The organism is Acuticoccus kandeliae, assembly GCF_003073115.1.
In genome coordinates, this window is sequence record NZ_QBBV01000002.1 from 1,037,127 (window position 1) to 1,051,158 (window position 14,032).

The following is a 14,032-nucleotide window of genomic DNA, read 5'->3' on the forward strand; positions in this document are numbered from 1 at the left end:
CTTTAAGAGTGGGCCAGAGGCCTCACGCTTGGAGCGCGCTGCGATGAACATTCCCCGGAAGAGCCTCATCCGCCTCGGCATCCTCGTCCTCCTCGCCCTCGCCGCCTATGGCGTCTGGTGGGCGTTGCGTCCGGCGGGCCTTCCCGACGGCTTCGCCTCGGCGAACGGGCGCGTGGAAGCGGTCGAGATCGACATCGCGGCAAAGACCGCCGGCCGCGTCGCCGAACTCCTCGTCGACGAGGGCGACTTCGTGGAGCCGGGCCAGGAGCTCGCGCGGATGGACACGCTCGTCCTCGAGGCGCAGCTGCGCGAGGCGGAGGCGAACCTCAAGGAAGCCAAGATCGGGATCGACACGGCGAAGAGCCAGGTCAAGCAGGCCGAGGCGAACCATCGCGCCGCCGAGGCCGTCGTCGCCCAGCGCCAGGCCGAGCTCGACGTCGCGCAGAAGACCTTCGAGCGCGTCCAGCAGCTCGTCCAGCGCGAGACCTCACCCATCCAGCGCCTCGACGACCAGACCGCCGTCCTCGAAGGGGCGAAGGCGGTGCTGAACGCGGCCGAGGCGCAGCTCGCCGCGGCGGAGGCGAATGTCAGCGCCGCCAATGCCGGCGTCATCTCGGCGGAAGCCCGGGTCGGCGCGGTGGAGGCCGCGATCGAGCGCATCAAGGCCGACATCGCCGACAGCACCCTCACCTCCCCGCGCGTCGGGCGGGTGCAATATGTGGTCGCGCGGCCCGGCGAGGTGGTGAGCGCGGGCGGCGTCCTCCTCAACATCATGGACCTGCGCGACGTCTACATCACCTTCTTCCTGCCGACCTCGGCGGCGGGCCGCATCTCCATCGGCAACGAGACGCGCATCGTCCTCGACGCCGCGCCCGAATATGTGATCCCCGCCTCGATCTCCTATGTCGCCGACGTCGCGCAATTCACCCCGCGCACGGTCGAGACGCAGGAGGAGCGGGAGAAGCTGATGTTCCGCATCAAGGCGCGCGTCGATCCGAGCCTCCTCGAACGCTATGTGAGCTACGTGAAGACCGGCCTGCCGGGCGTCGCCTATGTCCAGGTCGACAAGGACGCACCCTGGCCCGAAAACCTCACGGTGAGGCTGCCGGAGTGAGCGCGGCCGACCCGTCCGCCGGGCCGGCCCCATCCGTCGTCCACTTGGCCGGCGTCTCGCTGAAATATGGCCGCGTCACCGCGCTCCGCGACATCTCGCTCGACATTCCGCCCGGCCGCATCGTCGGCTTCATCGGGCCGGACGGCGTCGGCAAGTCGAGCCTCTTCTCGCTGATCGCGGGCGCGCGGCGGGTGCAGACGGGCGACATCGTCGTCCTCGGCGGCAGCATGGCGGACCCCGCCCACCGCCAGGCCGCCTGCCCGCGCATCGCCTACATGCCCCAGGGTCTTGGCAAGAACCTCTACCCGACCCTCTCGGTGCGGGAGAATATCGACTTCTTCGCCCGCCTCTTCGGCCACGGCCGGGCCGAGCGCGAGGCGCGGATCGCCTCCCTCACCGAGGCGACCGGCCTCACCCCCTTCACCGAGCGGCCCGCCGGCAAGCTCTCGGGCGGCATGAAGCAGAAGCTCGGCCTCTGCTGCGCGCTGATCCACGACCCGGACCTCCTGATCCTCGACGAGCCGACCACCGGCGTCGACCCGCTCTCGCGCCGCCAGTTCTGGGATCTCATCGACGACATCCGCCGCGCGCGGCCCGAGATGACCGTCCTCGTCGCGACCGCCTACATGGAGGAGGCCGCCCGCTTCGAGTGGCTGGTCGCGATGGACGACGGCCGCATTCTCGCCGAGGGCCGCGCCGAAGACCTCCTCGCGCGGACCGGCACCCCATCCCTCGAAGCCGCCTTCATCGCGCTTCTGCCGGACGAGAAGCGTGCGGCCTACCGGCCGGTCGAGATTCCGCCGCGCGTCCCGGACGGGGACGGGCCGTGGGCGATCGAGGCCCGCGGCCTCACCAAGCGGTTCGGCGATTTCACCGCGGTCGACCATGTCGATCTCGAGATCCCGCGCGGCGAGATCTTCGGCTTCCTCGGCTCGAACGGCTGCGGCAAGACGACGACGATGAAGATGCTGACCGGCCTCCTGCCGGCCACCGAGGGCGAGGGTTTCCTTTTCGGCGCCCGCGTCGATCCGGACGACATGGAGACGCGCAAGCGCGTCGGCTACATGTCCCAGTCCTTCTCGCTCTACACCGAGCTGACGGTGCGGCAGAACCTGGAGCTGCACGCCCGCCTCTTCCACGTCCCGCACGAAATCTTCGCCGCGCGCGTGGCCGAGATGATGACGCGCTTCTCGCTGGAGGAGGTCGCCGACACGCTCCCCGACGCGCTGCCCCTCGGCATCCGCCAACGCCTCTCGCTCGCGGTCGCGATGATCCACAAGCCGGACATGCTGATCCTCGACGAGCCGACATCCGGCGTCGACCCGGTCGCACGCGACAATTTCTGGCGCATCCTCGCCGAGCTCTCGCGCGACGAGGGCGTCACGATCTTCATCTCCACCCACTTCATGAACGAGGCGGCGCGCTGCGACCGCATCTCGCTGATGCACGCGGGCAAGGTCCTCGTCACCGACACCCCGGCGCGCCTCGTGGAGCGGCGCGGCGTGGACACGCTGGAAGCCGCCTTCATCGCCTATCTGGAGGAGGCGACGAGCGCGCGCGACACCGCCCCGCCGCAGAGCGCGGGCGAGATGCTCGCCGCGAGCGAGGCCGACGCCGAGCCCGCCCCGGTGCGGCGGTCCTTCGACCTGCGCCGTCTCGCCTCCTACTCCCACCGCGAGGCGCTGGAGCTTCAGCGCGACCCGATCCGCCTGACCCTCGCCCTCCTCGGCAATCTCATCCTGATCGTGGTGATGGGGTACGGCATCAGCCTCGACGTGGAGGGGCTGCGCTATGCGATCCTCGACCGCGACCAGACCACCGTCAGCCAGGACTACGCGATCAACCTTGCCGGCTCGCGCTACTTCATCGAGGCGCCGCCGCTCACGAGCTATGCCGACCTCGACCGGCGGATGCGGGCGGGCGAGATCAGCCTCGCGGTGGAGATTCCGCCGGGCTTCGCGCGCGACGTCGCCCGCGGCCGCCGTCCCGCCATCGCGGCCTGGGTCGACGGCGCGATGCCCACGCGCGCCGAGACCATCAAGGGCTATGTGGAGGGGATGCACGTCCTGTGGCTCCAGGCGCGGGCGCGCGAGGCCGGACACGCCGACGCCCTCACCGCCCTCGCCAGCATCGAGACGCGCTACCGCTACAATCCGGACGTGAAGAGCATCGTCGCGATGGGACCGGCGATGATCCCCCTCCTCCTGATGCTTGTCCCGGCGATGCTCGCCGCGCTCAGCATCGTGCGCGAGAAGGAGCTCGGATCGATCGTCAATTTCTACGTGACGCCCACGACGCGGCTCGAATTCCTCATCGGCAAGCAGCTCCCCTATATCGTGCTCTCGTCGGTGAGCTTCGTGTCGCTCGTCCTCCTCGTCGTCTTCATGTTCGGCGTGCCGCTGACGGGGAGCTTCCTGACGCTCTTCTGCGCCGCCGTGCTCTATGTCGTGGTGGCAACGGGCATCGGCCTCTTCATGTCGACCTTCATGCGGAGCCAGATCGCGGCGATCTTCGGCACCGCCCTCCTCAGCCTCCTGCCGGCGGTGAGCTTCTCGGGGATGATCAACCCCGTCTCCTCGCTCCAGGGGATCGGCCGCTTCATCGGCGAAATCTACCCGACGACCTACTTCCTCATCATCACGCGCGGCGTGTTCGCGAAGGGCATGAATTTCGCCGACCTCGCACCCTATTTCGTCCCCCTCCTGATCGCCGTGCCGGTGACGATCGGGGCCGCCGCGCTCCTGTTGCGAAAGCAGGACAAATGATGCGCACCCTCGCCAACATCTTCCATCTCGGCGTGAAGGAGCTGCGCAGCCTCAGGCGCGACCGAGCGATGCTGATCCTCGTCATCTGGGCCTTCAGCGTCGCGATCTATTCCGCCGCCACCTCGCTGCCCGATTCCCTCGCGAAGGCGCCGATCGCGATCGTCGACGAGGACCGCTCGGCGATCTCCACCCGCATCGCCGACGCATTCTATCCGCCCTACTTCACCGCCCCCGTCCTCATCTCGACGGGCGAGATGGACCGGCGGATGGACGAGGGGAGCGACACCTTCGCCCTCGTCATCCCGCCCGACTTCCAGGCCGACCTCCTCGCCGGGCGCCACCCGTCGATCCAGCTCAATGTCGACGCGACGCGCATCTCCCAGGCCTTCACCGGCGCGGGATACATCCAGCAGATCGTCACCCAGGAGGTGGCCGCCTTCGTCGCCCGCTACCGCGCGCTGCCGGACCTGCCGGTCGAGCTCGTGATGCGCGCGCGCTTCAACCCGACGCTGAAGGAGGCCTGGTTCGGCGCGGTGATGGAGCTCATCAACAACGTGACGATGCTCTCCATCATCCTCACCGGCGCCGCCCTCATCCGCGAGCGCGAGCACGGCACGGTAGAGCACCTCCTCGTCATGCCGCTGCGCCCGTTCGAGATCATGGTGAGCAAGATCTGGGCGATGGCGCTCGTCGTCCTCGCCGCCGCCGCCCTCTCGATCGCGCTCGTCATCGAGCGCTGGCTCGCGGTGCCGATCGAGGGCTCGATCGGCCTCTTCCTCGCGGGCACCGCGCTGCACCTCTTCGCGACCACCTCGATGGGGATCTTCCTCGCGACCCTCGCTCGCTCGATGCCGCAGTTCGGGCTCCTGATCATCATCACCCTCCTGCCGCTGGAAATGCTGTCGGGGGGGATGACGCCGCAGGAGAGCATGCCGGTCTTCGTGCAGACGATCATGCAGGTCGCGCCGACGACCCACTTCGTCACGCTCGCACAGGCGATCCTCTACCGGAACGCCGGGTTCGACGTGGTGTGGCCGCAATTCCTGGCGATCGCGGCGATTGGCGCGGCCCTCTTCACCCTCGCCCTCGTCCGCTTCCGCAGGACGATCACGACGATGGGCTGAGCCGCCTCAGCGCTCGAAGGGCGGGCGGTCGAGCCAGGCCGTGCCGCTGCGGCCGCGCTCCACGCCATAATCGTAGAGCTTGTTCATGTACTCGCGGTCGAACGGGTATTTCGACTCCGCGTCGAAATTGTTGCCGATATAGGTGAGGCGGAATTTGGTGTCCCGCTCCTTCGCGAAGTTGAAGGTCTCGACCACGGTCTGCCGGGCGCTCGACTTGATGATGGTCGAGAAGGAGCGGCTCGCCACCGGCAGCGCCGAGGCGCGCACCACCTCGAAATCGGGCGCGAGCTTGTTGTTGATGATCATGTAGATGGCGCTGCCGCGCGGCAGCATGTGCTCGTTGCGCGAGACGAGCACCGCCGTCGGCAGCGTGAAGACCTGGACCGTCGCCCCGCCATCGACGTGCAGCTCGTTGAAGCGGTGCCCGGCGGCCTGGGAGTCGATCAGCACCGGCGGGAAGATGCCCGGCACGCTCGCCGAGGCGAGGAGCACCTGGCGGAAGACCTCCAGCGCGCGGGGCGTGCCGATCGTCGCGATGGTGCCCATGTCCCAGACCATCGTGCGCTGGGCGTCGAGGTTGGTGGTCGCGACGAGGAGGCGGCGGCCCTTGGCGTGCTCCTTGGCGATCTCGGCCATCAGCGCGGGCGTCACGTGGTTCGCGATCATGTTCTTCAGCGGCGTGCTGTCGGCGACGCCGGAGCCGAAAAGCCCGGAAAGGCCGCGCAGGACGAAGATGTCGCCCCGGTCGATCTCGGTGAAGATCTCGCGCAGCTTGTCGTCATAGTGCGAGCCGAGGAAGGCGTAGGGCGCGATGAGGGCGCCCGTGCTGATGCCGCTGACGATGGAGAATTGCGGCCGGTCGCCCGCCTCGGACCAGCCGTGCAGGAATCCTGCCCCATAGGCCCCGTCGTCCGCCCCGCCGGAGAGGGCGAGGAGCTTGGGCGCGATGCCGGTGCGGCGCCAGTTCTGGACGAGGAGGCGGATGCCGGGCTTATATTCGCTGAGCGGCGCGTCGGCCCACATGCGAATATCTTCCGGCATGCCGACGACGTTGGCGTTCAGCTGATCCTGCGCCGAATACTCGATGCGCGGCCCCACAGAACCACACGCGGCGACCACAAGCGCCAAGAACAGCGCCATCACACGGACAAAAGGCGCAGACATTACCCACCTCGACGCGGAAATTTGCTCTCTTGTGCCGACCAATATTGAGACGGGCCAGCCCAATATTCGTCGTCGCCGACTATTTGCCGCCGCGTGACCAGTCCGCCACAGTGAAACGCCGACCGAGGAGCCGCAGGCGGACGCGGGCGGCGGCGGCGCGGTCGCCGATTTCGGCGCGCCCCTCTGGCTCCCGCGCGCCCACGTGTCCTACAAGCCAAGCGGGCGCGACTCTGCGGTGCCGCCCGATGCGAACGAGAAAGGGACGGGGATGACAGAGCCTCGCGAGGGATCGGTGGTCACCATCGAACGGGCCGGCAACATCGCGCTGATCGCGGTGAACAACCCGCCCGTCAACGCGATCTCGCAGGCCGTCCGGATCGGCCTCACCGAAGCGGTCGAGACGCTGGATTCCGACCCGGCGGTCGAGGTCATCGCCCTCTACGGCATGGGCCGCACCTTCATCGCCGGCGCCGACATCCGCGAGTTCGGCAAGCCCCCCGCCCCGCCCTTCACGATCGACGTGTGCGACACGATCGAGCAGGCGAAGACGCCGATCGTCGTCGTGATGCACGGCTCGACGCTCGGCGGCGGTCTCGAGATCGCGCTCGCCTGCCACGGCCGCGTGGCGCTGGAAGGCACGATCGTCGGCTTTCCGGAGGTGACGCTCGGCATCATTCCGGGCGGCGGCGGGACGCAGCGCGCCCCGCGCCTCACCGGCCTCCGCGCCGCGCTCGACCTCATCACCACGGCAAAGCGCATCGGCGCCGACGAGGCGCTGAAACTCGGCCTCATCGACGAGATTGCGTCCGGCACCCCGCGCGACGTCGCACTCTCCGCCGCGGGCGCCGTGCTGACCGGCGCGTTCGCGACGCGTCGCGTCGGTGCGCTCGACGTGACGCCCGACCCCGAGGCGCTCGCCGAGACGGCGGCGAAGCTGAAGGCCTCCGCCCCGAACCTCTTCTCCCCCCACAAGGCGGTGGAGGCGGTGCGCGCGAGCACGCTGCCGCTCGCCGAGGGCATCGCGGCCGAGCGCGCGCTCTACCTCGAATGCCAGGCGAGCCCGCAGCGGGCCGGCCTCGTCCACGCCTTCTTCGCCGAGCGCGCGGTCGAGAAAATCCCCGAGAAGGGCACGCCGCCGCGCGCGCTGGAGGCGATCGGCGTCATCGGCGGCGGCACCATGGGGTCCGGCATCACCACCGCCGCCCTCCTCGCCGGCTTCCCCGTGATCCTCGCCGAACGCGACGAGGCGAGCCTTGCCCGCGGCCGCGCCACGATCGAGAAGAACCTCGCCGGGGCGGTGAAGCGGGGCAAGCTCACCGCCGCGAAGGAGGCGGAGATCCTCGCGAGCGCGCTCCGCATCACGACCGATCTCGCAGACCTTGCCGACACCGACCTCGTGATCGAGGCGGTGTTCGAGGACATGGGCGTGAAGAAGGAGATCTTCGCGACGCTCGACAGCGTGATGAAGCCCGGCGCGGTGCTCGCCACAAACACCTCCTATCTCGACATCGACGAGATCGCCGCCGCCACCACGCGCCCCGGCGACGTGATCGGGCTCCACTTCTTCTCCCCCGCCCACGTGATGCGGCTCCTGGAGGTCGTCGTCGCGCGCGAGACGACGGCCGATGTGGTCGCGACCGGCTTCGCGCTCGCCAAGCGTCTCGGCAAGATCGCGGTGCGGGCGGGCGTGTGCGACGGCTTCATCGGCAACCGGATCATGTCGCACTACCGCAAGGTCGGCGACTATCTGGTGATGGACGGGGCGAGCCCGGAGGCGATCGACCGGGCGCTCGAAGGCTTCGGCCTCGCGATGGGGCCCTTCAAGGTCGGCGACCTTGCCGGGCTCGACATTGCCTGGGCCTCGCGCAAGCGCCTCGCCGCGACGCGCCCGGCGGAGGAGCGCTACATCCCGATCGCCGACCGGATCTGCGAGGCCGGCTGGTTCGGCCGCAAGTCGGGACAGGGCTACTATGTCTATGGCGAGGGCGACCCGAAGCCGAACCCCGCCGTCGCCAAAATCATCGCCGAGGAGCAGGCGAAGGCCGGCATCGCCCCGCGCAATTTCTCCGCCGAGGAGATCGTCGACCGCTACATGACCGCGATGATCTCGGAGGGCGCGCGGGTGCTGGAGGAAGGGATCGCCCTCCGCCCGATCGACATCGATGCCGTCTTCCTCTTCGGCTACGGCTTCCCGCGCACGCGCGGCGGGCCGATGCACTATGCCGACACGATCGGCGCGGACGCGCTCGTCGCCCGCATCGCGCATTACGCGAAGGAAGATCCGTATTTCTGGAAGGTCCCCGCCCTCCTCGCCGCGATGGCGAAGGATGGCTCCACCTTCGCGGACCGGAACGAGGGCTGAGGCTCTACTTGCGCGCCCGGTAGCGGAAGGTGCCGCTACCGGTCGCGACGAGCTCGCCCGTCTCGTCCACCACCGTGCCGTCGGCGAAGAAGGTCGTGCGCCCGCCCCCGATCCGGCGGCCCTCGATGATGAGGCGCTCGCCGCGCGGGCGGCTCAGGAAATTGGTGGTGAGCGACAGCGTCATCGCGAGGCGCACGTCCTCGGGGTCGCCGGTATAGCAGCCGGCATAGCCCATCACCGTGTCGAGCATCGTCGCGTAGATGCCGCCGTGCGGGATGCCGTAGCGGTTCATGAGGTGCGGGGCGAGCGGCAGCTCGAAGGCGGAGAAATCCTCGGTCCACGCCACCATCTTGAAGCCGAGATGGGCTTGCAGGGCGTAGTGCGGCTCCTCAAGAGCCGGATCCAGGTGCCATTCGGTCACGCGCGGGCCTCTCGTCGATTCACGCGGGCCGTCACCGGAGCACTCGGCCCCAGCGCGCGCGCCGCCTCTTTCAGCCGTTCGCCATACTCCCGCTGCAAGGCGTCGGCCGACAGGATGAAGGATGGTCCACTGAGATTGAGGCCATAGACCCTTTCCCCGTTGAGGGACACCACCGGGACCGCGATCGCGTTCATTTCCGGCACGAACTCCCCAAAGGAGGTGCAGTAGCCGAGGCGCGCGAAGTCGGAGAGGGCTTCCGCGACCTGGGCGCGGATCGCCGTCGTCTCGGTCGGCCGTGCGAAGCAGGCCTGCTCCACCACCGCCTCCCGCGCCTCGCACGTCATGCCGGCGAGGATCGCCCGGCCCATCGCCGATTCGAAGAGCGGCAGCTTGGAGCCGACATTCATCGGCAAGGTGATCGCCTGCTCGGAGCGGTGGATCACCATCAGGAGGGCGTCGAAGCCGTGCCGCTCGGCGAGGGCCGCGGTCACTTGCGGGCGCGCGCCGCCGCACAGCGATTGCATCTCTGCAGCGGCGCGGGAGCCGATGTCCATGCTCGCGAGCGCCCCGTAGCCGAGCTCCAGCACGCCGGGGCCGAGCCGGTAGGCGCCCGTCTCCTCGAGGTGGACGAGGTAGCCGAGGCGGCACAGCGTGTGGGTCAGGCGGGAGATGGTGGGCTTCGGAAGGCCGGTGCGCGAGGCGATCTCATGGTTCGACAGAGAGGCTTCTTCGGGTCGAAAACAGCGCAGAACCTCAAGACCGCGGGCCAGCGCAACGATGAAGTTCCGGTCCCCGGGGAGCGTGTCCTGTTCTTCCTGAGACGTCGACACCAAGATTTCTTCCCCGCCACCGATTCAGCGGATGTCCGCCATGTGCTCCCGACATCAAGGCAGCGAATCACGGACAAATCCACAAGACGCGTTGCCGCGCTTCTGAAAATATTCGTCTATGCGGCGATCGCGTCGATCCCGAGCGCGGCATAGAGCGGCGCGAGCGCACCCATGGTGAGCGAGCGTTCCGGGTTCGAGGCAATGCCGTCGAGCCCGCGCTTGCGCACCCCCTGCATGATCGCCGCCATGCGGAAGAAGCAGAACGCGACGTAGAAGGAAAAATCCTCGATCGGCGCGATCCCGGTCCGCCGACAATAGTCGGCGATGAAGGCCTCGTCCGAGGGAAGGCCCCATGCCGCGCGGTCGAGCCCGGCAAGGCCGCGCTCCTCCCGCCCGACGGGCATGCGCCACTGCATCAGGATGCCGGCGAGGTCGGCGAAAGGGTGGCCGAGGGTCGAGAGCTCCCAGTCGAGCACGGCGACGCAGCGCGGGCTCGCCTCATCGAAGAGGAGATTGTCCATCCGGAAATCACCATGGACGAGGGTGACGCGGCCATCGTCGGGCGGGACGTTCGCGTCGAGCCAGACCATCAGCTCTTCCATGGCCGGGATCGTCTCGGTTTCGCTCGCGCGATATTGCGCGCTCCAGCGGTCGATCTGACGGCGGAAATAGTTGCCGGCCTTGCCGTAATCGGAGAGGCCGACCGCCGCGATGTCGACACCGTGGATCGCGGCCAGCGTGGCGTTCATCGTGTCATAAATCGCGCGGCGCTCGGGCGGGGCGAGGTCCGGCAGGCTCGGATCGTCGAAGCTGCGGCCGGGGACATAGGCCATCACGAAGAAGGTGGAGCCGGTGACGCTCTCGTCCTCGCAGAGCGCCAGCATCTCGGCGACCGGGACCGCTGTCCCCGCGAGCGCGCGCTGGACGCGGAACTCGCGCTCCACCGCGTGGGCGGACTTCAGGAGCACGCCGGGCGGCTTGCGCCGGAGCACATAGGAACGGCCGGGCGTGTCGAGGCGGAAGGTCGGGTTCGACTGGCCGCCCTCGAACTTCTTCGCCATCAACGGCCCGCGGAAGCCGGGCACCGCGCCCTCCATCCAGCGCGCGATCGCGGCGATGTCGAGGTCGGCGGCGTGCCCATTCATGGCTCGCCTCCCCGCCTCAGTGACGCTCGCGCGTGTAGCGCCTCAGCTCCGCACGCGCGATCTGGCGGCGGTGCACGGCGTCCGGCCCGTCGACGAGGCGCAGCGTGCGCAGGTGCGTCCACATCTGCGCGAGCGGTGTGTCCTGGCTGATGCCGGCCGCGCCGTGCATCTGGATCGCCTCGTCCACCACCTTCAGCGCGACCAGCGGGGCGACGACCTTGATCTTGCTGATATGGACCTGCGCCTCGCGCACCCCGACCGTGTCCATCATGTAGGCGGCCTTCAGGCACAGGAGGCGCGCCATCTCGATCTCGATCCGCGCGTCGGCGATGATGTCGTAGTTGCCGCCGAGTTCGGCGAGCGGCTTGCCGAAGGCCTGGCGCGAGAGGGCGCGCTCGCACAGGATTTCCAGCGCGCGCTCGGCCTGACCGATGGCGCGCATGCAGTGGTGGATGCGGCCCGGACCGAGACGGCCCTGCGCCACCTCGAAGCCCCGCCCCTCGCCGAGGACGAGGTCCTGCGCCGGGACGCGCACGTCGGTGAAGCGGATGTGCATGTGGCCGTGCGGTGCGTCGTCATGGTTGAAGACGTTCATCGCGCGTAGGACCGTGATCCCCGGCGCGTCGGCCGGGACGAAGAACATCGAGTGGCGCTTGTGCTTGTGCGCCTCGGGGTCGGTGCAGGCCATCACGATATAGAGCTTGCAGCGCTCGTCCCCCGCCCCGGAGGACCACCATTTCTCCCCGTTCAGCACCCACTCGTCCCCGTCCCGCACGGCGGAGAAGACGAGGTTGGTGGCGTCGGAGGAGGCGACGTCGGGCTCCGTCATCAGGTAGGCGGAGCGGATCTCGCCGTTGAGGAGCGGCTCCAGCCAGCGCGCCTTGTGCGCGTCGGTCCCGTAGCGCTCGATCACCTCCATGTTGCCGGTGTCGGGCGCGTTGCAGTTGAACACCTCCGCCGCAATCGAGACTTTGCCCATCTCCTCCGCGAGATAAGCGTATTCGACCGTCGTGAGGCCGTAGCCGCGCGTCGAATCGGTCAGCCAGAAATTCCAGAGCCCGCGCCGCTTCGCCTCGGCCTTGAGGCTTTCCATGATCTCGATCTGGCGGGGCGTGCGCAGGAAGCGGTCGCCGGACGGGTGGCGGCCGACCTCGGCGTGGAATTCCGCGTCGAGCGGGGCGATCTCGTCGCGCACCATCTGGCGCACCGCGTCGATGAGCGGTGCCACGCGGGCGCTGATGCCGAGGTCCATGATTGTCTCCTCAGAAGGCGTGTTCTTGTTGTTGCGCCAAGCGTGCCATGTTCGCGAGGCCGGCGCGATACTCCCGCCCGATCCGTGCGACGATCTCTCCCGCCGGCTCGATGCGCTTCACCGCGCCGATCCCCTGCCCCGCGCTCCAGATGTCGCGCCAGGCGGCGGGGCGCTTGTCGAGCGCCTGATATTCGGCCTCCCCGCGCGCGGTGGCGAAGGCCGCCGGATCGAGCCCGACGCGGCGGATCGAGGCGCCGAGATAGTTCGCGGAGATGCCGCTGAAGACGTTCGTCGTCACGATGTCCTCCGCCCCGCCCTCCACGATCATCGCCTTGTGGGCGGGATCGGCGTTCGCCTCCTCCGCCGCGATGAAGGGGGAGCCGACATATCCGAGATCGGCCCCGAGCGCGCGGGCGGCGACGAGCGCGGCCCCGGTCGCGATCGCGCCGGAGAGGACGAGCGGCCCGTCGAACCATTCCCGGATCTCGGCGACGAGGGCGAAAGGCGATTGCGGCCCGGCGTGGCCGCCCGCCCCCGCGCACACCGCGATCAGCCCGTCCGCCCCCTTGTCGATGGCCTTCTGCGCATACGTGTTGTTGATGACGTCGTGGAGGGCGATGCCGCCGGCCGCGTGCGCCGCCTCGTTCACCTCCGGCCGCGCGCCGAGCGAGGTGATCCAGATCGGCACCTTGTGGCGCACGCAGATCTCGAGGTCGCGCTCCAGGCGCGTGTTGGTGCGGTGGACGATCTGGTTCACCGCGAAGGGCGCCGCCGGCCGGTCCGGGTTCGCCTGGTTGTGCCGGTCGAGCGCCTCGCTGATTTCGGTCAGCCAGCGCTCCAGGAGAGGCGGCTCGCCCTCCGCCTCCCGGGCGTTCAGCGCCGGGAACGCGCCGACGATCCCCGCCGTGCACTGCGCGATGACGAGCTTCGGCACCGAGATGAGGAACATCGGCGAGGCGATCACCGGCAGCGCGAGGTTCGCGAGCACCGGCGGCAGCGCGCGCACGCTCACGCCTCCGCCTCCTGGAAGATCGGCGGGCCGGTCTCGACATTGATGCCACCCGAGAGCGGCAGGATCGCGCCCGTCACGTACGCGCCGCCCTTGCCGCAGAGATAGAGGAGCGCGCCGGCGATGTCCTCGAAACGGCCGACGCGACCGAGCGGCACCTGTGCGCCGACCTTCGCGCGCGTCTCCTCGTCCGCGGTGGCGAAGGCCGTCATCCGGCTCACGAACGGCCCCGGCGCCAGCGCATTCACGGTGATGCGGCGCGGCGCGAGTTCCTTCGCGAGGATGCGGGTGAGGTGATGCACCGCCGCCTTCGAGGCGGAATAGGAATAGGCCCCGTCCCCCATCGGGATCTCGCCCATCACCGAGCCGACATTGACGACCCGCGCGGGGTCTTCGCTGCTCGCGGCCGCCTCCATGAGCGGGAGAAGCCCCTGCGTCAGCGCGAAGAGGCCGGTGACGTTCAGCGTCAGCACCTTCTCCCACGCATGATAGGGAAAGACGTCGAGCGGCTCGCCCCAGCTCCGCCCGGCATTGTTCATGAGGATGTGGAGCCGGCCGCACCGCGCGCCGACCGCTTCGACGAGCGCGTTGACCCCGATCTGCGAGCCGACGTCCCCGCCGAACCCCTCCGCCGATCCCGGCGCGTCGAGCGCGTTCAGCGCCTCGGCCGCCTCCGCGCAGGCCTCGCCCTTGCGGCTCGCGATCATCACGTGCGCGCCGCCGAGGACCAGCGCCTCGGCCGCCATGCGCCCGATGCCGGTCGCGCCGCCCGTCACGAGCGCGGTCTTGCCGGTCAGGTCGAACAGGGATAGCGGTGTCATCTCGGTCCACACGTCAGAGTTCGGC

Annotated in this window: 11 protein-coding genes; 4 read left to right on the plus strand and 7 right to left on the minus strand. The window is 69.2% G+C overall.

Going from position 1 to position 14,032, the window contains the following annotated elements:
- The first annotated feature begins 43 nt into the window (after positions 1-43).
- The 3 genes from DBV35_RS17570 to DBV35_RS17580 are packed head-to-tail and all read left to right on the plus strand — an operon-like array spanning position 44 to position 5,003.
- A complete protein-coding gene (locus DBV35_RS17570) occupies positions 44-1,114 on the plus strand; it encodes an HlyD family secretion protein (protein ID WP_108661601.1) in 1,071 nt (356 codons plus the stop codon).
- Positions 1,111-3,879: a ribosome-associated ATPase/putative transporter RbbA gene (rbbA, locus tag DBV35_RS17575; protein ID WP_108661602.1), complete on the plus strand. Its 2,769-nt coding sequence runs from the start codon at positions 1,111-1,113 to the stop codon at positions 3,877-3,879. Before DBV35_RS17570 ends, rbbA begins: the two co-directional genes overlap by 4 nt.
- The gene (locus tag DBV35_RS17580) at positions 3,876-5,003 is read left to right on the plus strand and encodes an ABC transporter permease (protein WP_425428483.1); all 1,128 of its coding nucleotides are present in this window, start codon (positions 3,876-3,878) and stop codon (positions 5,001-5,003) included. The genes rbbA and DBV35_RS17580 overlap by 4 nt, the downstream gene beginning before the upstream one ends.
- Before the next feature lie 6 nt (positions 5,004-5,009).
- Here the strand turns inward: DBV35_RS17580 and DBV35_RS17585 are convergent, their stop codons facing one another.
- Positions 5,010-6,167, minus strand: coding sequence for a patatin-like phospholipase family protein (locus DBV35_RS17585; protein ID WP_108661603.1), 1,158 nt, complete (start codon positions 6,165-6,167; stop codon positions 5,010-5,012).
- Positions 6,168-6,435: 268 nt separating this feature from the next.
- Here DBV35_RS17585 and DBV35_RS17590 point away from each other — a divergent pair, with 268 nt between their 5' ends.
- Positions 6,436-8,529, plus strand: a complete 2,094-nt coding sequence (locus DBV35_RS17590) for a 3-hydroxyacyl-CoA dehydrogenase NAD-binding domain-containing protein (RefSeq protein WP_108661604.1) — start codon at positions 6,436-6,438, stop codon at positions 8,527-8,529.
- A 4-nt stretch (positions 8,530-8,533) separates the two neighbouring features.
- Here the strand turns inward: DBV35_RS17590 and DBV35_RS17595 are convergent, their stop codons facing one another.
- The 6 genes from DBV35_RS17595 to DBV35_RS17620 all read right to left on the minus strand — a co-directional run bounded on the left by DBV35_RS17595 (position 8,534) and on the right by DBV35_RS17620 (position 14,007).
- A complete protein-coding gene (locus tag DBV35_RS17595; RefSeq protein WP_108661605.1) occupies positions 8,534-8,950 on the minus strand; it encodes a PaaI family thioesterase in 417 nt (138 codons plus the stop codon).
- Positions 8,947-9,780: an IclR family transcriptional regulator gene (locus DBV35_RS17600; RefSeq protein ID WP_108661993.1), complete on the minus strand. Its 834-nt coding sequence runs from the start codon at positions 9,778-9,780 to the stop codon at positions 8,947-8,949. The genes DBV35_RS17595 and DBV35_RS17600 overlap by 4 nt, the downstream gene beginning before the upstream one ends.
- A gap of 116 nt (positions 9,781-9,896) precedes the next feature.
- A complete protein-coding gene (locus tag DBV35_RS17605) occupies positions 9,897-10,925 on the minus strand; it encodes a phosphotransferase family protein (protein WP_108661606.1) in 1,029 nt (342 codons plus the stop codon).
- Between the two features lie 16 nt (positions 10,926-10,941).
- A complete protein-coding gene (locus tag DBV35_RS17610; RefSeq protein WP_108661607.1) occupies positions 10,942-12,177 on the minus strand; it encodes an acyl-CoA dehydrogenase family protein in 1,236 nt (411 codons plus the stop codon).
- A 10-nt stretch (positions 12,178-12,187) separates the two neighbouring features.
- The gene (locus DBV35_RS17615) at positions 12,188-13,189 is read right to left on the minus strand and encodes an NAD(P)H-dependent flavin oxidoreductase (RefSeq protein WP_211099995.1); all 1,002 of its coding nucleotides are present in this window, start codon (positions 13,187-13,189) and stop codon (positions 12,188-12,190) included.
- Positions 13,186-14,007, minus strand: a complete 822-nt coding sequence (locus DBV35_RS17620; RefSeq protein ID WP_108661995.1) for an SDR family NAD(P)-dependent oxidoreductase — start codon at positions 14,005-14,007, stop codon at positions 13,186-13,188. Before DBV35_RS17620 ends, DBV35_RS17615 begins: the two co-directional genes overlap by 4 nt.
- Positions 14,008-14,032 lie beyond the last annotated feature (25 nt).